The 23,494-nt window shown below is 47.5% G+C and carries 19 protein-coding genes; 15 read left to right on the top strand and 4 right to left on the bottom strand.

Annotated features, from left to right (window positions below; all coding sequences use genetic code 11):
* The 15 genes from D3F01_RS14195 to D3F01_RS16050 form a co-directional block, all read left to right on the top strand.
* Positions 1-236 (top strand): sugar transferase (locus tag D3F01_RS14195; protein WP_242889354.1); only part of this gene is annotated, 236 nt, incomplete at its 5' end.
* A complete protein-coding gene (locus D3F01_RS14200) occupies positions 236-1,024 on the top strand; it encodes a glycosyltransferase family 2 protein (RefSeq protein ID WP_186851505.1) in 789 nt (262 codons plus the stop codon). The genes D3F01_RS14195 and D3F01_RS14200, both read left to right, overlap by 1 nt.
* 72 nt (positions 1,025-1,096) lie before the next feature.
* Entirely contained in the window at positions 1,097-1,882 is a 786-nt protein-coding gene (locus D3F01_RS14205) for a glycosyltransferase (protein WP_223384857.1), read from the top strand.
* 223 nt (positions 1,883-2,105) lie between these two features.
* Complete coding sequence (locus D3F01_RS14210; protein WP_097770059.1) at positions 2,106-3,410, top strand: glycosyltransferase; 1,305 nt, start codon at positions 2,106-2,108, stop codon at positions 3,408-3,410.
* Positions 3,391-4,617: a glycosyltransferase gene (locus D3F01_RS14215; RefSeq protein ID WP_097770058.1), complete on the top strand. Its 1,227-nt coding sequence runs from the start codon at positions 3,391-3,393 to the stop codon at positions 4,615-4,617. Before D3F01_RS14210 ends, D3F01_RS14215 begins: the two co-directional genes overlap by 20 nt.
* Before the next feature lie 3 nt (positions 4,618-4,620).
* On the top strand, positions 4,621-5,652 hold the full coding sequence (locus D3F01_RS14220) for an EpsG family protein (RefSeq protein WP_097770057.1): 1,032 nt from the start codon (positions 4,621-4,623) through the stop codon (positions 5,650-5,652).
* Positions 5,653-5,675: 23 nt separating this feature from the next.
* Positions 5,676-6,872, top strand: coding sequence for a glycosyltransferase (locus D3F01_RS16045; RefSeq protein ID WP_223384861.1), 1,197 nt, complete (start codon positions 5,676-5,678; stop codon positions 6,870-6,872).
* Positions 6,853-7,803 (top strand): glycosyltransferase, encoded by a 951-nt coding sequence (locus D3F01_RS14230; RefSeq protein WP_097770055.1) that lies wholly within the window; start codon positions 6,853-6,855, stop codon positions 7,801-7,803. Before D3F01_RS16045 ends, D3F01_RS14230 begins: the two co-directional genes overlap by 20 nt.
* A gap of 19 nt (positions 7,804-7,822) precedes the next feature.
* Entirely contained in the window at positions 7,823-9,109 is a 1,287-nt protein-coding gene (locus D3F01_RS14235) for a flippase (protein ID WP_242889356.1), read from the top strand.
* A 22-nt stretch (positions 9,110-9,131) separates the two neighbouring features.
* Positions 9,132-10,172, top strand: coding sequence for a polysaccharide biosynthesis protein (locus D3F01_RS14240; protein WP_097770053.1), 1,041 nt, complete (start codon positions 9,132-9,134; stop codon positions 10,170-10,172).
* 28 nt (positions 10,173-10,200) lie between these two features.
* The gene (locus D3F01_RS14245) at positions 10,201-10,926 is read left to right on the top strand and encodes a hypothetical protein (RefSeq protein ID WP_242889358.1); all 726 of its coding nucleotides are present in this window, start codon (positions 10,201-10,203) and stop codon (positions 10,924-10,926) included.
* Between the two features lie 212 nt (positions 10,927-11,138).
* Entirely contained in the window at positions 11,139-11,717 is a 579-nt protein-coding gene (locus D3F01_RS14250; RefSeq protein ID WP_097770051.1) for a lipid carrier--UDP-N-acetylgalactosaminyltransferase, read from the top strand.
* Positions 11,714-12,910, top strand: a complete 1,197-nt coding sequence (locus D3F01_RS14255; protein ID WP_097770050.1) for an NAD-dependent epimerase/dehydratase family protein — start codon at positions 11,714-11,716, stop codon at positions 12,908-12,910. The genes D3F01_RS14250 and D3F01_RS14255 overlap by 4 nt, the downstream gene beginning before the upstream one ends.
* A 13-nt stretch (positions 12,911-12,923) precedes the next feature.
* Entirely contained in the window at positions 12,924-14,099 is a 1,176-nt protein-coding gene (wecB, locus tag D3F01_RS14260; RefSeq protein WP_097770049.1) for a UDP-N-acetylglucosamine 2-epimerase (non-hydrolyzing), read from the top strand.
* A gap of 807 nt (positions 14,100-14,906) precedes the next feature.
* Positions 14,907-17,015: an AraC family transcriptional regulator gene (locus D3F01_RS16050; protein WP_242889359.1), complete on the top strand. Its 2,109-nt coding sequence runs from the start codon at positions 14,907-14,909 to the stop codon at positions 17,013-17,015.
* A 74-nt stretch (positions 17,016-17,089) separates the two neighbouring features.
* Here the strand turns inward: D3F01_RS16050 and D3F01_RS14270 are convergent, their stop codons facing one another.
* The 4 genes from D3F01_RS14270 to D3F01_RS14285 form a co-directional block, all read right to left on the bottom strand.
* The gene (locus D3F01_RS14270; RefSeq protein ID WP_242889360.1) at positions 17,090-19,795 is read right to left on the bottom strand and encodes a hypothetical protein; all 2,706 of its coding nucleotides are present in this window, start codon (positions 19,793-19,795) and stop codon (positions 17,090-17,092) included.
* Positions 19,796-19,812: 17 nt separating this feature from the next.
* Positions 19,813-20,721 (bottom strand): carbohydrate ABC transporter permease, encoded by a 909-nt coding sequence (locus D3F01_RS14275; protein ID WP_223384868.1) that lies wholly within the window; start codon positions 20,719-20,721, stop codon positions 19,813-19,815.
* The gene (locus D3F01_RS14280; RefSeq protein ID WP_097770046.1) at positions 20,721-21,677 is read right to left on the bottom strand and encodes an ABC transporter permease subunit; all 957 of its coding nucleotides are present in this window, start codon (positions 21,675-21,677) and stop codon (positions 20,721-20,723) included. Before D3F01_RS14280 ends, D3F01_RS14275 begins: the two co-directional genes overlap by 1 nt.
* A gap of 115 nt (positions 21,678-21,792) precedes the next feature.
* On the bottom strand, positions 21,793-23,376 hold the full coding sequence (locus D3F01_RS14285; RefSeq protein ID WP_242889361.1) for an extracellular solute-binding protein: 1,584 nt from the start codon (positions 23,374-23,376) through the stop codon (positions 21,793-21,795).
* Between the last annotated feature and the right edge of the window lie 118 nt (positions 23,377-23,494).

A 23,494-nucleotide genomic window follows, 5' to 3' on the forward strand; every position in this document is an offset into this window, starting at 1 on the left:
AGTTTGCACTGCGGCTTCAGGCAAAGGCTGGCTTGACCGGTTACGCGCAGGTGTACGGCAAGTACAATACGACTCCTTACGATAAACTGCAGATGGATCTGATGTACATCGCCCATCCCAGCTTGATCGAGGATCTGAAGATCATGCTGGCAACCGTCAAGATCTTGTTTATGCCGGAGAGCACGGAAGGTGTGGCAGAAGGTGCGACCACGGCGATGGAACAGGAGACGAAGTGATGCAGAATGATTTTGGTCTGATCAGTATCATTATGGCAGCGTACAATGCTGAAAAAACGATTGAACAAGCGATCAACTCAGTCTTGAGCCAGACGTACCCTGATTTCGAACTTCTGGTTGTGAACGACTGTTCGACAGATAAAACCGCAATGTTGGCTGAAGCAATCGTGAAAAAAGATGATCGGGTTCGGTTGATTTCGAATGAGAAGAACAGCGGCGTTTCTTACACCCGGAAACATGGGCTGGAAGAAGCTAGCGGTGAGTGGGTCGCTATTCTTGACAGCGATGATGCGTGGGCACCGGAGAAACTGGAAAAGCAGATCAATCTTCAAAAGAAAACAAATGCAGACCTGCTGTTTACCGGATCGGCTTTCATGGATGCGGATGGAAAACCAATCGACTGGTATCTAGCTGCTCCTGCAGAAGTTACCTACCGGCAGCTGTTGAAACAGAATGTCTTATCTAATTCTTCTGCGCTTGTCCGTAAGGAGCTATATGCAAAGTACTATGCGGTAGGCGATGGAATGCATGAAGACTTTGCGCTGTGGCTCAATATCCTGAAAGATGGACGAAAGGCCTATGGTGTAGATGAGCCGCTGCTCATTTATAGAATTGCAAAATCATCGAAGTCGGGCAACAAGTTCAAGGCTGCAAAGATGAATTGGAATACATATCGGTATATCGGATTGAATCCGATAGAGGCCGCTTATTATGAGGGCTGGTACATGATAAAAAATGTGATTAAGTACACGAACCTAAAAATATCCGGGAGGGGGGGTATGGAATGAGGTGATTTACATTGCTTCGTTTGATATTCTGATCGTCCCTGAGCAACTGCATGAAGAACAACTGGAGGCTGCATGATGGCTTCCAAGTATTCTGTATTGATGTCAGTTTATCACAAAGAGAAGCCAGAGTATTTGAAGCAAGCAATTGAGAGCATTCAAGCACAGGCACTCCTGACGGATGATTTTGTGCTGGTGTGCGATGGTCCATTGAATGATGCATTGGATGGAGTGATTTTTGCAAAGCAACAGGAGATGGGTACGGTACTGAATGTTGTTCGTCTCGCAAAGAACGGTGGACTTGGAAATGCACTCAATGAAGGCATCAAGTACTGTAAAAACGAGCTGATTGCTCGGATGGATAGCGATGATATTGCGTATCCGGATCGCTGTGAGAAACAGCTTTCCGTGTTTGACGAGCATCCGGAAGTGGGCATATGCTCCGGCATCGTAGAGGAGTTTACAACTGACCCCAATACTGTTGACGCAAAGCGAGTGCCGCCGGAGACGAATGTGGAAATCGTAGAGTTTGCAAAGAAGCGTAATCCGTTCAATCATCCCTGCGTAATGTACCGGAAGTCAGTGGTTAAAGCAGTCGGTTCGTATCAGGATTTCTATTTGCTGGAGGACTATTATCTTTGGCTGCGGATGCTGATGGCTGGATATCAAGGCTATAACATTCAGGAGCCGTTGTTGCATATGCGAGCCGGTTCAGAGATGTACAAGCGTCGGGCAGGCTGGAAGTATGCCGAAACGCAGATGAGGTTGTTCCGTTTTATGAGGGGCAGTGGATTCATTGGGAATGGTCAGTACATCAAAAGTTGTGTGATTCGCAGTGGATCAGCATTGGCTCCAAATTAGTTAAGGAAGTTTGTGTTTGAGAAAGTGCTGATGAACTATCGGCAGGTCACAGGATCTAGGTCAAATAAAAAGGGAAATGCGGCAAAAGAACGATGGAATACATACCGCAAGGCGTTGAATTTGAATCTGGCCACCAGTGCGTGGGCTTTTGTGAGATACGCAGTAAATGGCGTGATGAAGTACTATTTGTGAGCACTGCGTCGAATATGGCTGAGGAAATCAAATGAAGGTATTAATTATAAGTCAACCGGTTTTAAGCAAAACAAATAATATGGGAAAGACCTTGATGGGGTACTTTAGAGATTTTTCTCCAGACGATATATCTCAGCTATATTTGCACGAAGGTGTACCTGAAAATACAGATGTTTGTGAAAAATATTATTGCTTTTCAGATTCTGATGCAATGAAATCAATCCTGAATCATAAAATACAAGGAAAATCATTTACTAAGGAATCTGAGGTATTTAAAAAGAAAGATGCCGAAGAAGTAGCGGAAAAGGATGAAATTTATAAATTAGGAGCAGCGCATAAAGCGTGGATGCTCTTTGTACGAGATACGATCTGGAAACTGAGTTCGTGGAAGAACAGAGAACTTCTAAAATGGCTTGATCGGACTGGGGCGGATGTTATATTTTTTGCTCCTGGGGATGGGGCATTTATATATAGAATCGCTGATGAAATTGCGAGATATTTGAATAAGCCACTTATTATGGTTTGCATGGATGATTTCTTTATAAATAATCGCAATAAAAAAGAGATTCTTGGGGGAATAAGGCAAAAAAACTTTATGAGAGTCGTCAACAAGACAGCGAAAGATTGCGATATGATTTTTACAATTTGTGATGAGATGAATGATGCGTATGGCAAGCTTTTTGAAAAAAAATGTTTGACATTACATACTGTTGCAGAAAGGAAAAATGTGCAATTAGCTCAAACTGCAAGGCATGTTTCATATATAGGAAATTTGAAGTGTGGCCGGTACAAGACGTTAATTGATATAGGAAAAGCGCTTTCAGAGCTGCGAGATGAAAATGTCCCAAATGTTATTGATGTATACTCTGGAACAAGAGAATTTGACTGTATTGAACCGCTAAAAAAAGCACCAGGAATTAATTTTTGTGGAGAAATTTCGGCAGAAAGTGTATTGGAAGTTATGGCTAACAGTATGGCTGTTATTCATACAGAATCTTTTGAGCAGGAAATGATGGAGTTGGTTCGCTTCTCAGTCTCTACAAAAATCGCCGAGTCACTAATGTATGGCCCGTGCCTGATCGCTTATGGTCCAGAGGGAATCGCATCAATCGATTATCTGAAAGAAAATAATGCCGCATATGTGATTTCAAGGCCGGAAGATCTGGAAAAAGGTCTCGAGGAGATTCTGACAAATAAGGAATTACGGGAGCAGATTGTAAGAAATGCCAGAGCATTGGCGTTGAAAAATCATAACGCAGATGTAAACCCTCGAAAGGTTCGCAAATGGCTGCAAGAAGTAGTGGATAAGTCACAAAATGAAAATTCTACAAATTAATTGCGTATACGACTATGGAAGCACTGGAAAAATTACGAGAGATATCCATAAAAACATGCAGAAAAATGGATTTGACAGTGTTGTTTTATATGGACGTCGTCAGAAAGTACAGGAAGCAGGGGTTTATAAAACCTGTACAGAGTTCGAGGCGAAGGCATGGAATGTTCTGTCCCGGCTGACAGGTCATCCGTATGCTGTGACACCATTTGGAACACTGACACTGCTGCACCGATTGGAGCGGGAAAAACCGGATGTGGTGCATCTGCAGTGCATCAATGGTTACTTTGTGGATATCTATCGACTTTTAAATTATCTGAAAAAGAATCATATTCCAACCGTTTTAACGCTTCATGCTGAGTTTATGTATACCGGAAATTGCGGACATGCATTTGAATGCAATGAATGGAAGACTGGTTGTCATAATTGCCCAAATCAAAAAGAAGCAATCAATTCCACCAGAAAAGGAGCAGCTGCGTGGAACTGGAAGAAGATGAAAGAAGCATTTGAAGGGTTTGATGATCTGATCCTTTGTCCGGTTTCGAATTGGGTGGGAGAGCGAGCGACACAGTCGCCGGTACTGAAGCAGTATCCAATCCGCACCGTATTAAATGGAATTGACACAGATATATTTCATTATCGAGAAAAAGAAGCGCTGGTTCTTCGAGAGAAACTAAATGTTGGCGACCGCAAGATGATCCTTCATGTAACGGCAAGCTATACCGACCCTGTAAAAGGCGGAAAGTTTATCACGGAATTGTCCCAACGGTTGGATTCCGAAAAGTACGTGGTTGTAGTTGTGGACGGATTGAATAACCCTCCCCCAAAAGACTTTTGTGGTATCTACTATGGTCGTGCAAATGGACAGGAGGAGCTTGCGGCGTTCTATTCTGCAGCTGATGTGATGGTATTGACAAGCTATCGTGAATGCCTTCCGACCACATGTCTGGAGTCACTTTGCTGTGGTACAGAAATTGTCAGTTTCTATTTTCATGGAGATGAAGGCGAAGGAAGCTTCCCAGAAAAATACGTGCATTTTATTCCACACGGTGATATGGAACAGCTTACTGACACTGTGAAAAATGTATCTGATCATCCTGAAGAAAAGAAAATTTGTTGTGAAGCTGGTCAAAAAATATTTTCTCAAAAAGTAATGGTGGAAAATTATGAGAAAATATACAAAAAGATTTTGGAGCAGAGTACGGATTAAAATATGATTCCTTATTATGGATTGATTTTATGGACAGGAATCCTTTATGGCGGGATAAAACACGTCCGACTGAAAGATAAAAAGAAGACTTTTGTCTGTCTGGCTTTTTTGTCAACCGTGTTACTGCAGAGTCTCCGTGCGGAATATGTCGGTGGAGATATGGTACAGTATCTTCGGGGATATACAGCCAGTGCCCGGGGCGGATGGCTCGATCCCGTTTTTAACTTTGAGCTGATTTTTCGTATCCTGATTCATACACTGGCTGTATTTCATGTGCCAAGGCAGGGGTTTATTGCTATCATGTCTGTGCTATGTCAGGCCCCAGTTTTCTACTTCTTTTACAAAAGAGCAAAAAATCCGTGCTTGAGCATCTTGATCTATTTTACATTCGGCTTGTTTACGTTTTCCTTCTCAGGAATCCGGCAGATGATTGCAATAGGTCTGTTTTTGCTGGCTGTACTCCAAGCGGAGGATGAGCAGTGGCTCAAATTTACAGCATTGATTCTTTTGGCAGCAATGTTCCATAAGTCTGCGCTGATTGGGATAGTTGTATGGCCGCTTTCAAAAATCAAAGTCAAAAATCATATCGTTCATTTTTTGATGCTTGGAGCATTTATAGTTGAGATTTTCATGGCACCGGCCATTATACAAGTCGCTGCGACACTGTTTGGCAGCTATAATACGATCCAGTTTACAGGAGCATACGCCTGTTTCTTATTGTATGCTCTGATCTGGTTTATGAGCTCCCTTCTTATTCGATGTGATGCCCCGTGGAACCTGTATATAAATTGTATGTATCTAGCTGCGGCAATCCAATGCTTGGGCCTTTATCATATGAATATTGGCCGGGTGGGGTATTACTTTGCTTTCTTTGAATGCCTTTTGATTCCTGAAATGATTGAAAAAACAACCCGATCGAGAGAATTGAAACTTATGCTTTACGTTGGATGTGTGGCGTTCTGCCTGCTGTACTTCTACAAGAATACAGGCTGGGGATATCTGGGAGTCAGTCCGTATGTTCCGTTCTGGAAATGAAAGCAGAAGAAAGGGATAAGACAGTGAAAATTACATTTATATCAAATTTCCTTGGCCCGCATCAGCTTCCATTCTGTAAGGCAATGGTGAATCGTTTGGGCGAGGATTTCAAATTTGTTGCCACTGAGCCGATGACGGAGGAACGCATCAAATTAGGCTGGAGTCTGGATAAAGATACATACCCATTTGAGATAAAAGCAAATGAAAGCAATGAGCTGCAGAAAAAAGCTGAACAACTGGCTATTGAAAGCGATGTTGTGATCATTGGAAGTGCGCCGGATTCCTATATTATCCCACGTCTGAAAAGGAATAAACTGACTTTCAAATACAGTGAGCGCCCATTGAAGAAGGGCATCCATTGGAACAACCTTGCGCATATCATTTGCGGGATGTGGCTTCATCACGGACGATTCCAGTCCAAACCGCTTTATATGCTGGCAGCAAGTGCCTATACTGCAGACGATTATGCTCGTTTTGGCTGTTATCGTGGAAAATGCTACAAATGGGGATATTTTCCGGAGGCAAAAAAATATGATCCGGATGAGCTGATGAAAGGAAAACTGTCGGCTGCATCAGATGGTCTGAAGCGCCCGTGCGTTTCCATCCTGTGGGCGGGAAGATTGATCGGATGGAAACACCCGGATGCTTCCATTCGGCTGGCGGAGTCTCTCAAGGAAAAAGGTTATTCTTTCAAAATGACCCTTATTGGTACGGGTGAAATGGAAGAACAGCTCCATAACATGATTAGAGATAAGAGCCTGGAAGACTGCGTGGAAATGCCTGGCGCTATGAAGGCGAGTGAAGTCCGTTCCTATATGGAAAAAGCCGATATTTACCTCTTCACCAGTGATTTCAATGAAGGCTGGGGCGCGGTTCTGAATGAATCTATGAACAGCGGCTGCGCAGTTGTGGCAAGCCATGCGATTGGATCGGTTCCGTTTTTGATCAAGGACGAAGAGAATGGTCTGATCTATGAAAACGGAAACCAAAAGCAGCTTGAACAACAGGTTTGTAGATTGATGGATGATGCCGAGTATCGCATGAAGCTTGGATTGAATGCTTACCATACAATAGCAGATTTGTGGAATGCAGATGTGGCGGCAGAAAGACTGATTGATTTGTGCGAAAATATAATATTTGCCAAGAAAACTAAAAGTCCATATGAAAATGGAATCTGCAGCGAAGCGAAGGTGATGGAAAATGATTGGTTCGGTAAATGATTCGCTTGTAAGCATTATTGTGCCGATTTATAATGCGGAAAAATATTTGGATAGTTGTATTCAGTCTGTGCTGAGACAAACATATACAAACTGGGAATTGATTTTGATTGATGATGGGAGCACAGATAAATCAGGGCGAATAGCGGAAGAATATGGATTTGCTGATGAACGGATAACAGTTTTTCATCAGAAAAATTTGGGGGTTTCATTGGCTCGAAATCAAGGAATTGATGAAGCAACTGGAAATTATGTTGTATTTCTCGATGCGGATGATGAGCTTATTGAAGACTGCTTGGCAAAGACGGTAAACATTGCAGAAGAGACGAATGCGGATGTTGTTGCTGGAAGAAGTTGTGAGAATCAGGAACTTTTTCAAGACAGAATAATTTGGACTGGTGCAGAAGCTCTTGAAAATTCTCTAAAAGATCACTTGTTTACGTATTCCGCATGTGCAAAATTGATTCGGAGAGAATTTATTGGAAAAACTCGGTTTACTCCAGATATAAGAATAAATGAAGATAGTTATTTTGTATTTCAACTTCTCTGTAAACAAAATGTTTTTGTTTTGACAAACGATGTGATTTATTTTTATCGGGCGAATTCGGAAAGTTCATCTAGGACGGTTTTTTCTGAAAAATATTTTGATATTTTGAAAGTGTCTGATTTGAAGTACAAGAAAATTGAAGAACAATTTCCCCAAATGCATGACCTTGCTAAGAATATGCTGCTGAAGGCAAGAATGAATGTGCTTAGGATTTTGGCTGTTCGTACAAGAGACGAATACCGAGATGTAGAAAAAAAACTCTTGGAATATATTCTTGATAATAAAGAAGATTATATTCCATCGAGTAAGGAGTGCAATCAATGGATGTTTATTTTGTCACATCATCTTTTCTATGTGTATAAGTTTGCACATTACATCGTGAAATGATTGCTTAGAGATAAAATTAATGAAAAAAATAAAAAATATTTTTAAAAATAAAGTGACGAGAAATGCTAGCTGGATGATTATTGGTCGGATTTACCAGATGAGTCTGTCCTTTGTTGTCAGCATGCTTACTGCACGCTATCTTGGACCATCAAATTATGGCTTGATTAATTATGCATCATCGTTCACATCTTTTTTTTCGACATTTTGTGTACTTGGAATCAATTCGGTAATTGTTAAAAATTTCATTGATCATCCAAATGAAGAGGGAAAAACGACAGGATCAGCTATTGGCGTTCGGATGATATCAAGTATCTGTTCAGTTGTTCTTATTATGGTTGCAACACTTTTTCTGGATCGAGGAGAAAGGACAACACATTTAGTAGAATTGTTGCTGGGGTTGGGAGCAATTCCACAGGTTTTTGATACCTTGAACTACTGGTTCCAAGCAAAACTTGAATCAAAATATGCTGCGATAGCATCCGCAATTGGATACACGGTGATGATGGGTTATAAAATCTCATTGCTTGTGTTTCAAAAGAATGTGGTGTGGTTTGCAGCAGCGTCTTCAATCGAATATCTAGTGGTTGCAGTATGCCTTTATTACAATTATAGAAGGCATGGAGGACCATCTCTTTCGTTTTCGTGGAGAAAAGTAAAAGAATTGTTGAATAGTAGCCATCATTTTATTTTGGTTTCACTGATGGTATCGATTTATGGAAGTACCGACAAACTGATGCTAAAGCAAATGATGGATGAGACAGAAGTTGGATTTTATTCAACAGCGGTTACTGTATGTGGTCTATGGTGTTTTATTCTGGCAGCAATCAATGACTCAATGTATCCGGTGATATTGGAGGCATTTGAATCGGATATAAAGCTTTTTGAACGAAAGTGCAGGCAATTATATGCGATTGTGTTTTATACTTCTGCTGGAGTTTCAATATTGTATACAATGTTTGCAAAATACATCATTTTGATATTGTATGGAGAAGCGTATCTGCCAGCAATTACCCCTATGAGAATTGTTACATGGTACATTGCATTTTCTTATTTGGGAGATGCGAGAAATGTTTGGGTTATAAGTTATGACTGTCAAAAATATCTGAAATATCTATATATCGGGTCGGCAATAACAAATGTTGTAATGAACTATTTTCTGATTCCATTGTTTGGAGCTTCTGGTGCTGCGTTCGCATCAGTAGTAACACAAATTTCAATAATCATGATTTTTCCACTGTTTATTCGCAAAATGCGACCAAATGTGAAACTTATGCTTGATGCAATTTGCTTGAAAGATGTGTTTTGACTGCACATAGGAGGAAATAAAAATGTCTGCATTTAATAACGCAACCCTTATGATCACTGGTGGTACCGGTTCTTTCGGCTCCACCGTGCTGAAGCACTTTCTGGATTCTGATCTCAAGGAAATCCGCATCTTCTCCCGCGATGAGAAGAAGCAGGACGATATGCGCCATGAGCTTCAGGCAAAACACCCGGAAGCAGCCAAGAAGGTCAAGTTCTACATCGGTGATGTCCGCAACCCGCAGTCCATCAAGGACGCTATGCCCGGTGTTGACTACATCTTCCATGCTGCTGCTTTGAAGCAGGTTCCGTCCTGTGAGTTTTTTCCGATGCAGGCTGTTCAGACCAATATCATCGGCACAGACAATGTTCTGCATGCTGCTATCGATGCCGGTGTCAAGCGTGTTGTCTGTCTGTCTACGGATAAGGCGGCTTATCCTATCAATGCCATGGGTATCTCCAAGGCTATGATGGAGCATGTTATCTTTGCAAATGCCCGTGTGGCGGCTGAGCGTGGCGGTACGACCATCTGCTGCACTCGTTATGGTAACGTTATGTGCTCTCGCGGCAGTGTCATCCCACTGTTTATCGACCAGATCAAGGCGGGCAATCCCATCACCATCACGGATCCGAATATGACCCGTTTCCTGATGAATCTGGACGAGGCTGTAGATCTGGTCATGTTCGCCTTCCAGCACGGAAATCCCGGTGACCTGTTCATCCAAAAGTCTGATGCTTCCACTATTGGTGATCTGGCAAAGGCTGTTCAGCAGCTGTTTGGTGACACTGGCACGAACATCATTGGTACCCGTCATGGTGAGAAGCTGTTCGAGACCCTGATGACCCGCGAGGAGCGTCTGCGCAGTGAGGACATGGGGCACTACTTCCGTGTCGCCGCTGACAATCGTGACCTGAACTACGATAAGTTCGTGGTCAAGGGCGAGGTCCACACCATGGCCGATGAGTCTTACACCAGCCACAACACCACCCGGCTGGATGTGGAAGGTACCGTTAAGAAAATTATGACCACTGAGTATGTGCAGAATGCATTGAAAGAAGATAAGTAAAATTAGTCTGTAAAGAGGAACAACTGGCATGAATTTGATTTGCATTCCGTTTGCCTATGAAGAAAATATGAATTCAGGGGTCAATGTCTCTATAAAGGGAAAAGGCAAAATCGAAATATATTTAAAGAATGCTTGTGTGGCATTGATTTCGGCTAAATATTACAATCCGGATTCGGATGTTGCGCTAGTTACAAACTTTGGCAGATGGAATATTCCTGAAGAATTTCTGTCTATTTTTGATAAATGGGAGATTAAAGTGATGGAAATCCCATTTGACCAGTTTAGATTTCAAGGTAGTTATACATGGGCGCTTGCATTTTATAAGCTTTGCGTCCTAAAAAAGCTCTCTTGTATGAAGTATGAGTCAATTTGCTACATGGACACCGATGTCTACATTCAGGGAAGTTTTGATGCTATTTGGACAGAATGCAGGCAGAATATCATGCTATATGATATCAATCATGGCCTGAACACACGGGATTATGTTCTGCTGTGTGATGAGATTGAGAGTTACTGCGGACAAAGGAAACTGATTACACATTATGGCGGAGAATTTTTTGCAGCATCTGCAGAGAATGCAAAAGCTTTTGTTGACACATGCGAGCAGGTCTATTATGAAATGCTCCAGAAAAATTTTATAACAACGAAAGGTGATGAGTTTATTTTATCTCTTGCAGCGAATGAGATGAGGGAAAGCATTAAGAATGCAGGAGCGTATATTATCGTTTTTGGACTGGTGCAGGATTCAGGCTGATTTCAACTTGTTATGAATATAATCGAATCACAATTCTACATCTTCCGGCAGAAAAAGAACAAGGAATGCTGAAAATATATGATAAATACATAAAAATCGGAAAGATTCCAGTCGATGAAAAAGTTTGGAAAACTTTTCGACTTAATAGAATTCCATTTCTCGATAAGATAAAAAAGATGCTTAGAAACACTATTATGAAGAAATAATTTCACATGAAAAAGAAACTGTTGATCGTCGGTGCTGGTGGTTTTGGACGCATGGTGGCCGAGCAGGCAATGCTCCAGTATGACTGCGCTTTTGTGGACGATGGACAACCTGTTGGGACTGGGGTTTGTGGTACTCCTGTTGTTGGTGAGATTGCGAATTTGCCTGAGTTGCGCAAGAGTTATGGTTTGCTCGTGGTTGGCATTGGTAATAACAACTTCCGGGTGCAGGTATATGAGAAAGCTGCGGCAATGGGCTATACTTTCCCGAATATCATTGCACCCAGTGCCTACGTTAGCCCCTACGCCAAACTTGGTAATGGGTGTGTCATTTTGCAGAATGCCTGTGTTCAGAATGGTGCAGTCGTGGGCAATGGCGTGTTGCTGAATGCGGGTACAGAAATCCATTGTGATGCAATCGTGGAAGATTATGCGCTCATTTATGCAAATAGCGTCGTTCGCACTGGTGCAAAAGTTGGCAAGTATGCTCGTATCGGTAGCAATGTGACGGTTTGCAATTCTGCAGTCGTGCCAGATGGAGCAGATGTTCCGGATTGCACAGCGGTACGCCCGGAGGTGAGAAAATGAACATTCTGGTGACAGGTGCCAAGGGCATGGTGGGAACCGCCCTTGTGAACAACCTGAAAAATATCCGAGACGGAAAAAACAAGACCCGCAAAGAACTGCATATTGATGAAATCTATGAATACGACCTGAATTCGACCCCGGCAGAACTGGACGAATACTGCCAGAAGGCAGACTTTGTGTTCAATCTGGCAGGGGTGAATCGCCCGGAAAACCCGGAAGATTTCATGAAGGGCAACTTTGGCTTTGCCTTTGACCTGTTGAACTGCCTGAAAAAGCACAACAATAAGGCCACCATCATGCTGTCTTCGTCCATTCAGGCAACTTTGGCCGGACGCTTTGGCAACAGCGAGTATGGCCGCAGCAAGAAGGCGGGTGAAGAGCTGTTCTTCGATTATGCCCAAGAAACTGGTGCAAAAGTGGCGGTCTATCGTTTTCCGAATCTAATGGGACACAGCCGCCCCAAGTACAACAGTGCCGTCAGTACCTTCTGCTGGGCGGTTGCCAATGACGAACCCTTCACTGTCAACGACCGTAGCACCGAGCTGGAGCTGCTGTACATCGATGACTTGGTAGAAGGGATGTTTGACCTGCTGGAAGGCAAGGAGCAGCACTGCGAATTTGATGGTGTGGAAACGGTTCTCAAAGCGGATGGCCGTTACTGCTGCGTCCCCGTGACACATAAGGTCACACTGGGCGAAATTGTGGATCTGCTACAGGAATTCAAGGCGCAGCCAACGACTCTGATGATGCCCAAGATGCCAGATGGCTCCTTTGCCAAGAAGCTGTACTCCCTGTATCTGACCTACCTGCCGACTGACAAGTTCAAGTATGCTTTGAAGATGAACGTGGACAGCCGTGGTTCCTTCACTGAACTGGTGCATACCGCCGACTGCGGACAGGTGAGCATCAACATCAGCCGCCCGGGCATTACCAAGGGGCAGCACTGGCATAACTCCAAGTGGGAGCTATTCATTGTGGTGGCTGGGCATGGTCTGATCCAGGAACGGAACATCAATACTGGCGAAACGGTGGAGTTTGAGGTTTCTGGGGACAAGATCGAGGCTGTCCACATGATTCCCGGCTGGACGCACAATATCATTAACCTGTCTGAGACGGAAAATCTGGTCACGGTCATGACCTGTAACGAGATCTTTGACCCGAAGCACCCGGACACCTTCTTTGAGCCGGTGTGAGAGGAGAAAAATAATGGCTGACTATAGCAATGTTTCTTTTAAGAATAATGGCAAGCTGAAACTGCTCATCATTGTTGGTACCCGCCCTGAAATCATCCGCCTGGCAGCGGTCATCAACAAGACTCGGAAATACTTTGATGTAATTCTGGCCCATACTGGTCAGAACTACGACTATAACCTGAACGGCGTGTTCTTCCACGATTTACAGCTGGCAGATCCGGAAGTATATATGAATGCCGTGGGTGCAGACCTGGGTGAGACGATGGGCAATATCATCTCCGAAAGCTATAAGCTGATGGTTGCTATCCAGCCAGACGCCGTACTGGTGCTGGGCGATACCAACAGCTGCCTGTCTGTCATCGGTGCAAAGCGGCTGCATATTCCCATCTTCCACATGGAAGCCGGTAACCGTTGTAAAGATGAGTGCCTGCCTGAAGAGACCAACCGCCGCATCGTCGATATCATTTCCGACGTGAACATGGCCTATTCTGAGCATGCCCGCCGCTATCTGGCTGATACTGGTTTGCCCAAAGAGCGTACCTATGTGACGGGTTCACCCATGGCTGAAGTGCTGCATCAGAATCTGGCCAAGATCGAGGCATCCGATATCCACGCCCGTCTGGGACTGGAAAAGGGTAAATATATTCTGCTTTCTGCCCATCGTGAGGAGAATATTGACACCGAGAAAAACTTTAATTCGCTGTTCACTGCAATCAATAAAATGGCAGAAAAGTACGATATGCCGATTCTGTACTCCTGCCATCCCCGCAGCCGAAAGCGTCTGGAACAGAGTGGTTTCCAGCTGGACAAGCGTGTGATCCAGCATGAGCCTTTGGGCTTCCATGACTACAACTGCCTGCAGATGAATGCCTTCTGTGTGGTATCCGATAGTGGAACGTTGCCGGAGGAGAGTAGCTTCTTCACCAGCGTAGGGCACCCGTTCCCGGCGGTGTGTATTCGTACCAGTACTGAGCGCCCGGAAGCACTGGATAAGGGGGATTTCATCCTTGCCGGTATTGACGGTGACCATCTGCTGCAGGCTGTGGATGTGGCGGTCGAGATGAACCGGAATCGTGATTTGGGCATTCCTGTACCGGACTATGTGGATGAGAACGTGTCTGATAAAGTCGTGAAAATCATCCAGAGCTATACTGGCGTGGTCAATAAAATGGTGTGGAGAAAATATTAATAGAGGCTGATTTGATGTACGCAAGCCATGATCTAGGGTGAAGAAGTAAGAAAAGTTTTATATCAAGCAATAATCCCCACCCCTCCCCACACCTGCCGCCAAACTCACTCCGGCGAAATTTTGATGAGTGCAGCATCCTGAAATATGGTAGGGGAACCACCCGAGATCATTCTTCCTGTTGCAGCAAACCGTGCAGTTTCCATCTATCCGAAATTATGGATCCTGAACTCTCGTTTATCATGGCTAATGAAAAAGGTGCCATTTATAGTTCCGCAAAAAAGTGCGACAAAATGCGACAACTTGAAAATGCATGAGGAGCTGCTACAGGGCGGAGTAACGCAAAAAATGCCGTAAAATCGTGTGTTTCGCAACAGTTCGGAGCACAAAAGTCCATCAAAGTAAGCTTTTTAATCAGAGGGCCAGGGATTCGAGTTCCCTCAGACAATCAGGCCCCGGGTGGTGGCTTTGAACGACAACACGGTTTGCGGAGCAAAGTGATAGACCATCTGACAGAGATTTTCAAGCATTGAAAATCATGGTGATAAAGTGGATTTTTGTTACAAATCAATAAAAATGTTGAGGAAAAAATCCTTCTGTGGTAAAATAATTGGAAAGATGCTGCGAAATTGCGGAGGGAGGAGCTGTGCAACATGCACCGGCTCCATAAACGCCTTGCGGGCGCAGCCAACAGTTCCATAGAAATCATCATTGCTTGGAGTTTTGCAGATGCGTAAGAGACTGTTTGTTAGAAACTGGATCCGAAGGCTTCTAAGGTATCTTTGTATTCCGGTTGGGTTCTTCCTGGTCGTGTTTCCTCTATATAGCCTGATGATCCGCCAGACGATCCAGGCGCAGTCCTCCAGCGCGATGGAAATGCTGGCAATCGGCACCACCCAGTTTGAACGCTGCCTGAGCAATATCCGCAGCACGACGAACAAATTGTTTAGCGAAACGGAGTATACTCTGCTTGCCAGCAGTTATGACAACAGTATTCTGGGAGATTATCAGACACTGACGAGAGCCAGCAAATCGTTACAGGATAAGACCTACGATTCCTCTGTGATCACATACAGCTATATTACATTTGAGCGGAATGGCATCATATTGGATGACCGGAGCGCGTATGAAAGCCATAGCAATTTTTACCCGGGAGCACTTGAGTATGAGGATGTGTCTCAGAAGGAATGGGATGCACAGAATCAGATCGATGTAACGACGATAAAGCCCGCCCATGTTGTCAAACTGATGCATTCCAGCTATGGCAATTCATATATCACGGTATATCAGCCCTATGTGAACACGGCGGGCCGCCTTTGCGGCGCAATGACGGTGCTGATCAAGGAAAAAGATGTCGTTTCAATGTTCCTTTCGCAGCAGCAATGGCGCAAGGAAGGGCTTTTCTGCCTGATCTCCGATGACGGAACGATCCTGGCGGGAAATAACTATGACGGAACGACACTTTCCCTGGCGAGTGATGATACGGGTTGGGAGACCTATCAGGGGCAGCGCTATCTGATGGCAACGCGATATGTGGCATCTCTGAATGCAACGGCGGTCATTGGAATGCCGCCGTCGCTCTATGAATCGGGCCTGTTGGCAGTACAGCGTGCAATTTGTCTGTATCTGATCGTGGGCGTTCTGGGCTGTGTATTGATCAGCGTCTGCATGACACTGGAGGATATGAACAGCCTGCGTCCGATGCTGGACACGCTGGACGAATCGGATCTGGCATCACGGAAAGTGCTGAATGAGATCTTTCTCCGAAATGTGAACAGTCAGCATAAACTGGCACAGGAACTGGAGCATTCACGCAGCGAGCTGGAACATGGCAAAATGGAAATTTTGCTGCGTACAGGGTCTGTAAGTCAGGAAACCCTTCAGCAGCTGACGGATGCGGTGCAGCTGAAAGCCTATAACTTCCTGCTGCTGATCCCATCTCTTCAGGAAAACGCCGAGTGCTCACTGAAAGAAGAGCTGCGTACCGTGGTGGTGTCAGAGCAGATCCGTCAAATTTACGGGCAGAGATTTTATGTACAGGCAACGGCAGATGACCTGATCCTGGTGATCCTGACGCAGGCAACGGATGAAGCAGAGGAACTGCGGGAGATGTGTTTCCGCACAGAGCAGCTGTATGATGCGCTGCATCTGACAACCCCCCTGATATTGAGCGATCCTTTTGAGAAAATGGAGCAGCTGTCAGATATTTACTGGAAGGCCCGCAATGTGGCGGCCTATGCGGATCCAACACAGAAGATCTGCTATTTGGGGAACAGCAGTGCGCAGCGCGGTACCACGGTCAATGCAACCAATGCAGCGCGGCTTCGGGAGTATCTGCTTTCCGGATGCACGGAAGAAGCGGTTTCGCTTCTGAGTGAACTGTTCTCGGTGGATAATCTGGACCCGGAAAACTTCAAGCAGGATTTTTACACGGCAGGCGGCATTCTGCTGAACACGGCAGAAAGGGTACGCTGTCCGGATATCGCCTATCTGTGCAGTTATGACTCAAAACTGACTGCCCGCCAGATGCTGAGCCGGCTGCAGGACTGCTGTGTGGAGATCTGCAACCATGTGCAATTCCTGAAGCATAGCCACAATGATGCGCTTCAAAAGAATATTCTGGACTGGCTGGCACAGAATTTCCAGAATCCGGAGATCAATGCGGCGATGACGGCAGAGCAGTTCAAGATCTCGAAAAAGTATCTTTCGCAATTCCTGAAGGAGCAAACTGGAAAGAGCTATACAGAGTATGTGGAAGAATTGCGTCTGGATCATGCGATGCAGCTGCTGAGAACGACAGATCTGAATATTACGGATATTGCAGAACAGTGCGGCTTCTCCACGGCGAATACATTCTATAAGGCATTCCGGCGGAAGTATCAGCTCTCGCCTTCTGCAGTTCGCAAGGGAGACAACTGATCTCAGCGCAGAAAAAAAACGAACGATGTCCTCCGATCCGGACGGACATCGTTCGTTTCTTTTTACAGGTGGGTTCAGGGATGGATGCTTATGGTCACGGTGCAGGGAGCATCCAATGCAAAGGTCAGCTCAAGCAGCCCATCGTGGCGTGTGGTCACGGTGCAGGGCACAGAGGCTGTAACAACTTTGGGACCCGGCTGCAGAACAGCCAGAACAGTGCTGCGGCCCGCCGCGGTAAAATCCAGCGTGGCATTTAAGGCGCTGTTGTCCGGTGCCCAATCCGTATGCCGGACAAAGGCATCAAAACCGGTCGTGAGGGTGCCGGGGCGGTAGTAAGCGGAAAACCACTGTACAATGGGAGAAGAAAGCCCGCTGAACTGATGCCAGCCGGCACCACGGCGGCTTTCGATCATAAAGTGTTCAAAACAACAGTAGCTTTCGGCACACTCGTTCTGCCACAGGGTAAGAGCGGTGTCGGCAATGCGGTAAGCAAAATCGGCAAGGCCCGCATCCAGTGCAGATTTGAAGAACATCCACTGGTAAGGCATCCATACAGCGCCGTTCCAGTAGCCGTCACGCCGATAGTACGGCGCACTCTGATCTACGGTAGAAAGGCCGCAGGCACACCACAGGTGTTCCGGGCTTTGCAGCTTCTGCCACAGAAGCTCCTTCTGCGGTTCTGTACAGGCACCTGCAAACAGCGGCGAAGCGCCATCCAGGCCCATATCGTAGTTCAGGCCCTGCTCGGTGCGCAGAATATCCGCAGCATCACCGGAAGGATCGTGCAGGAGGTACCCGAAGTAACCGCTTTCTTCGTCCCATGCAGTCTGCAGGGAGCGCCCCAAGCGAAGCGCATCGGCATCAAAAGCATCTGCGTCGGTTGTCTCGCCCAGCAGGCGGGCGGTGTAAGCCAGGATCTTGGCACAGCGTATCGCATGGGCAGTTGTGACCACGGGCGCGCAGCTGGCCTGCAAACGGCGGCGATGGGCCTCCTGCTGTGGGGGATAATCGTCCCATCCACCGGAATTATAGAAATAATCCCAGGGACGCAGCAGGCCGCTGTGCAGGTTGGCGGTAGTGGAGCCGCCTTCCTGCCCGGTGAAGAAGCGGTAGTACAGCTTCAGGCGTGGATAGCAGTAGGCGGCAAGTTCTCTGCTGCTGGTGCGATTCAACAGCTCGGCGTACAGATAAAACTGCGTTGGCACCATGGAGCCATGGTGTAAGAAAGCAGCATCCACAGAATCCGGGGGCATCAGGTAGGTGTTCAGGCAGTCAAAGGCATTGCGCAGGCTGGTCTGAGCCAGACCCATTCCAATGAATCCGGAATCCCATGTGTAGACACAGTCCCACCAGCGTCCGGGAGTGTAGTGACGGATATACTGTCCCCGCGTGTACACCGGATACACAACGTTGGTGCAGAGAACTGCGTTCATCAACTGTTGGCCCAAGGCAAGCGATTCGGCAGCCGGTAAAGCGGGCGGTGCTGCAAGGGAGGCGGAAGCCTGCTGCCATAAATGATCCCAATCGCTGCGCTGCGTCAGCAGCTCATGGCAGCGCAGCGCGGCGGCAGAAGCATCCGGAGCAGCACAGACCGCTCCATAGATCACCTTTGTCTGTCCTGCCTCCAAGGGGATCGGCCCCATAAAGAGATTGACGTAATGCCCTTTTCCGTTGCCGCGCAGCGTGGCGTTTACATGGTCGTGTACGGTGTCACGCAGAAAGATATCCAGTTCATCGTTTTCGATCGTGCGAATATGGGTGGTGATATCATCCCACAGGATCCCGTAGCACTCCTGAATGTGGGGATACTGCAGAGTCAGATAGTTCTCATCAGCGGCGGGTTCGGCCTGAGGCCGGGAGCCATCTCCACGCAGTGTAACGGTAAAGTTACCTGCGTCCGCCTGCTCGCACAGAGCGAGACAATCCAGCTTCGCCCCTCCAACACCGGCAGCGGTCAGGGTCAGAGTGAATTTCCCGGCGGGAATGGAAGCATTCAGCGGCAGGATGGCAATGGAAGGCTTCTGACAGGGTGGCAGCTGTAACGTATCCTGACCATTGACATCGTACTCGGAACTTTCATCTGCCGGATTCCAATACCGTACACAGAGACAGGGGGTATGCAGGGGCGCGGTAAGGGAAAGCGTAAAGGTAACGGTGTCCCCTTTTCCGCTGGGCATGACCTGACCAAAAGGTCCTTTGCCTTCGGAACAGCCGAACCCCGTGCCAATGCCGTATCCCTGACCAAAGCCGGGAACGGCTTCTTCGCCCCGGCGCAGACCATCCCAGGTCAGACATTCATTGGGACGGTGGATGGAAAAATCCAGGGTGTCATAATCCTTTGCCCAGACAAAGGCCGCGTTTTCCGGCAGGGACACCTCACAGCCCGGCAGGGAGAAGCCGCGGTAGGAAGGAACGGGATCCCAGGCGGATGCCATATAATGAAGCACCAGATTCTGCGGAGCATCTGTATTGTTGTGGAGCTCGGCACGGATCAGCCGGGCATCCTCCCCCAAGGGGGCAAAAGAGATGTCTGCATACAGCTGATCCTTCCACAGGAGCTCGTGGCGGAACGTGTAGCAGCTCAGATCCGGAGCCGCAGCCCAGGGGTGAAAGCCGCTTTCAAACCGAACATTGGGCACATCGACCCGGCGGCGATACATTCCCGGAAAAACAGACAGGTCAAACCGAACGCCGTCGTTGGCCGCAGGAATATGGGAAATGCCGCTGTAACGTTTGGTGTAGGGGCCCCACGCAGGCAAGGAAAGGTCATGTGATTGCATGGTGTGATATCCTCCCATCAGCCCTTGACTGCGCCAATGGTAACACCGGCAACAAAGTACTTCTGCAGGAACGGATACAGGCACATGATCGGCAGGGTGGAAACCACCATGGTGGCATATTTCAGACCGTCGCCGATGACCTCGACATCACCGGTGGAACCGGCCATGTTGCCGATGTCGCTCTGGATCAGGACCTCACGCAGGATCATCTGCAAAGGATACAGAGAACGATCCCGAATGTACAGCAATGCCGGGAACCAGCTGTTCCACTGCGCAACGCCGTAGAACAGCGCCATAACGGCGAACACTGCACCGGAGAGCGGAAGAACAATGCGGAAGAAGGTCGTGATATCGTTACAGCCGTCCAGGGCTGCGGCCTCGATCAGCTCATTCGGGATGGTGTTTTCAAAGAACGTGCGCATGATGATCATGTTATAGGTACTGATGGCGGAAGGCAGCACCAGCGCCCAGATCTTATTCAGCATACCCAGCTTCTGAATGATCAGGTAAGTGGGGATCATGCCGCCGTTGAAGAACATGGTAAAGATGAAAAGGCTGATAAAGACGTTGCGCCCGAACAGATCCTTGCGGGACAGGGGGTAGGCGGCGCAGGCGGTAAGGGTCACGCTGATCAGGGTGCCCAGCACGGTATACAGGATCGTGTTCAGATAACCCGTCCAGATGCTGGCATCCTTCAGAACCTTCTCATACATGGAGGTCGTAAAGCCTTTGGGCCAGAAGGAAACATTGCCTGTCAGCAGCTGCATGGGATCACTGAACGAGCCGCTGACGATGTGCAGAAGCGGCAGAATAATGGTTGCGCTGATCAGGATCAGCAGCAGATACACAACAATGGTATAGATCCGTTCCCCGATGCTTTCCTTCACTTTCGTGGGGTGATTCATCGCATCAATATTTTTTTTCATCACCACAGGCTCACCTCACTGATCTTTTTGCTGAACTTGTTGAACAGCACGATAATGGTAAAATTGATCACGGAATTGAACAGGCCCACAGCCGCAGAGAAGCTGTAATCGCCGCTTTCAAAGGCACGGCGGTAAACGTAAGTGGAGATCACATCGGCAGTCTCATAGGTTGCAGGGTTGTACATCAGCATGATCTTTTCATAGCCGACCGAGAAAATAGAGCCCATGCGGAGGATCAGCATGATGATGATCGTGGGCAGCAGGCCGGGCAGCGTGATATGGATCAGCTTGTCCCATTTGGAAGCACCGTCAACGGTGGCGGCCTCGTAGAGAGAGGGGTCGATGCCGGTCAGTGCCGCCATGTACACAATGGAACCGTAGCCGGCGCTTTGCCAGATGTCAGAAAGAACATAGATCGTCTTGAAGTACTTGGGTTCGGCCATAAAATGGATCGGCGTACCGCCAAAGGCAGTGATCAGCTGGTTGATCAGGCCGCTGGAAGGAGAAAGCAGGGCACTCAGAATACTGACAACGACCACGGCGGAAATGAAGTGGGGCAGGTACACTACGGTCTGTACGCTGCGTTTGAAGAATTTACCGCGGACTTCGTTGATCAGCAGAGCCAGAATGATGGGAATGGGAAAGCCCACAATAATGGAATACAGGCTGATGCCAAGCGTGTTTTTGATCAGACGGCCAAAATACTCGGATTTAAAGAACTGGATGAAATATTTGAAGCCGACCCACTTGCTGCCCGTGATGCCCAGTACGGGAGAGAAATCACGGAAGGCGATCTGCGCGCCGTACATGGGCGCGTACATGAACACGATATACCAGATCAGGGCGGGCAGCAGCATCAAAAGCAGATAACGGCTGCGCCAGAACTTTTTGCAGGCATGATCAAGGCGGTTCGCTGTTGGCAGTGTGATCGGTTTTGCTGCGGTGGCTGTTTTCATGGTGGTATTCTCCTGTTTTCGTTCTGAAGAACCCAGGAAAAAATAGGCCGGGAACAGGGTATTCCTGCCCCGGCCGTTATTTTACTGGATCAAAAAATAGGTGCCTGCTGAGGCATCAGCCATTCAGCGTCTTCTGGTAGATATCGACGACTTCTGCAATGCCCATGCCATTGACCTTTTCAACGTAGGTGTCCCAGTTGGACAGCGGCTCACGACCGGAAACAAACTTGATGATCATCTCGTCAACGTAAGTGTCTACATCAGCCATCACAGCACGGCGGACGGCATCGTCCTCAGAGGAGAAGGAGGTGGAGCCGGGGATCACATACTTCTTGGATTCTTCCAGGAAGGGAATGATGCAGTCCTGCTTTGCGCGGTTGACAGACTCATCATCCAGCTGTGTGACCTCATCCTGGCTCAGAATGAACGGGCCGGAGCTCTGTGCAAAGGTGAAGGTGCCGATCGCGTTTTTGGGAGACAGGCCGTCAGGATTGTTCATAACATAATCGGTGAAGATCGGCTTGCCGTCCTGCATGGTGTAGTGAGTGCCCTCAATACCCATGTTGATCAGCCGGGTGCCCTCGTCGCTGTACATGTAATCCAGCAGAGCGACCACGCGGTCAACGTTCTTGCAGCTTGCGGTGATGGTGGCGGCTGCAATGGCACGCGGCTCCTGATCAATATAGGAGTGGATCTGTGCATCGCCCTTGGGGGGTACGGTGGCCTCAACATGGAAGCCGGGGAAGGAGGCAGGCATGGTGGCGTTCTGTGCAGCCAGCATACCGCCCAGCGGGCCGTAGAAGGAAGCCACCGCGTTCTGGGCCAGCTTCGGCACGAAGGAAGCGTAGTCCATGGTGATGATCTCGGGATCAATATAGCCCTTCTCATACATGTCATGCATCCAGGTCACGGCCTTTTTGTACTTGGGGTCGATGGGGCCGTAGTGGACCTTGCCGCCATCGTCCGGGTCGGTGTAGAAGTCATCCAGGCAGCCGAAGGCGGTGCAGAAGTTCCGCAGGCCGGTCATATCGTAGGAGCTGAAGGGGATCTCATCGTTGGTGCCGTTGCCGTTCAGGTCGGTGGTCTTGACCAGATGCCAGTAGTTCTCCCAGTCCTCCAGGGTCACGGGGCTCTCAATGCCCAGCTTTTCCAGCCAGTCGGTGCGGACGATGTAGGGCATATTGCCGGAGACCTTCTCATCCAGCATGGGCATATAATAAATATTGCCGTCGCTGTAAGTCAGTGCTTTTTCGACACCGTCCCGCTTGTCGATCTCCTTCTTCAGGTTGGGCATGTTGTTCTCGATGTAGTCGTTCAGGGACAGGATCACGCCGGACTCGCCGTATTTCAGCACTTCGGTGGTGGGCATATCCATAATGATATCCGGCAGCTGAGCATCCATCATCACAAGGTTCAGGCGCTCGTTGTAGTTGTCCTGCGGGGGATTATCAAATTCAAAATCCATATTGAATTTTTCGCCCAGGACCTTCCAGACATCCATCTGCTCGGCAGCAACCTCGTTTGCGGCCTTGGATTTCAGGATGCGAACAGTGATGCGCTCGTTGGAAGCAGCTGCTCCGGAACCGGCAGCAGAAGAAGTAGTAGAGGAAGAGCTGCCACAGCCCTCCAGAACACCCAATGCCAGAGAAGCGACCATAGCGCTGCATACGGCGCGTCTGCTGATTTTTCTTTCTTTCATAAGATCTTTTCCTCCTTGATTTATGGAATGGGACAGGGGAGATCCCCGTGCTTCCATAACCTCCGTTCAGCTCGTACGCTGCCGACCAGTGGTTTTTCCTTACGCAGAAGCATATCAT

Source organism: Faecalibacterium sp. BCRC 81149 (assembly GCF_022750605.1).
In the GTDB taxonomy this organism is placed as follows: Bacteria; Bacillota; Clostridia; order Oscillospirales; family Ruminococcaceae; genus Faecalibacterium; species Faecalibacterium duncaniae.

Excerpts from the sequence above, each read along its gene's own strand:
- D3F01_RS14240 (WP_097770053.1), top strand. The coding sequence starts at position 9,132 with ATGTCTGCATTTAATAACGCAACCCTTATGATCACTGGTGGTACCGGT.
- D3F01_RS14285 (WP_242889361.1), bottom strand. The coding sequence starts at position 23,376 with ATGAAAGAAAGAAAAATCAGCAGACGCGCCGTATGCAGCGCTATGGTC.
- D3F01_RS14245 (WP_242889358.1), top strand. The coding sequence starts at position 10,201 with ATGAATTTGATTTGCATTCCGTTTGCCTATGAAGAAAATATGAATTCA.
- D3F01_RS14210 (WP_097770059.1), top strand. The coding sequence starts at position 2,106 with ATGAAGGTATTAATTATAAGTCAACCGGTTTTAAGCAAAACAAATAAT.
- D3F01_RS14230 (WP_097770055.1), top strand. The coding sequence starts at position 6,853 with ATGATTGGTTCGGTAAATGATTCGCTTGTAAGCATTATTGTGCCGATT.
- D3F01_RS14280 (WP_097770046.1), bottom strand. The coding sequence starts at position 21,677 with ATGAAAACAGCCACCGCAGCAAAACCGATCACACTGCCAACAGCGAAC.
- D3F01_RS14205 (WP_223384857.1), top strand. The coding sequence starts at position 1,097 with ATGATGGCTTCCAAGTATTCTGTATTGATGTCAGTTTATCACAAAGAG.
- D3F01_RS14200 (WP_186851505.1), top strand. The coding sequence starts at position 236 with ATGCAGAATGATTTTGGTCTGATCAGTATCATTATGGCAGCGTACAAT.
- D3F01_RS14275 (WP_223384868.1), bottom strand. The coding sequence starts at position 20,721 with ATGAAAAAAAATATTGATGCGATGAATCACCCCACGAAAGTGAAGGAA.
- wecB (WP_097770049.1), top strand. The coding sequence starts at position 12,924 with ATGGCTGACTATAGCAATGTTTCTTTTAAGAATAATGGCAAGCTGAAA.
- D3F01_RS14215 (WP_097770058.1), top strand. The coding sequence starts at position 3,391 with ATGAAAATTCTACAAATTAATTGCGTATACGACTATGGAAGCACTGGA.
- D3F01_RS14250 (WP_097770051.1), top strand. The coding sequence starts at position 11,139 with ATGAAAAAGAAACTGTTGATCGTCGGTGCTGGTGGTTTTGGACGCATG.
- D3F01_RS14270 (WP_242889360.1), bottom strand. The coding sequence starts at position 19,795 with ATGCAATCACATGACCTTTCCTTGCCTGCGTGGGGCCCCTACACCAAA.
- D3F01_RS14220 (WP_097770057.1), top strand. The coding sequence starts at position 4,621 with ATGATTCCTTATTATGGATTGATTTTATGGACAGGAATCCTTTATGGC.
- D3F01_RS14235 (WP_242889356.1), top strand. The coding sequence starts at position 7,823 with ATGAAAAAAATAAAAAATATTTTTAAAAATAAAGTGACGAGAAATGCT.
- D3F01_RS14255 (WP_097770050.1), top strand. The coding sequence starts at position 11,714 with ATGAACATTCTGGTGACAGGTGCCAAGGGCATGGTGGGAACCGCCCTT.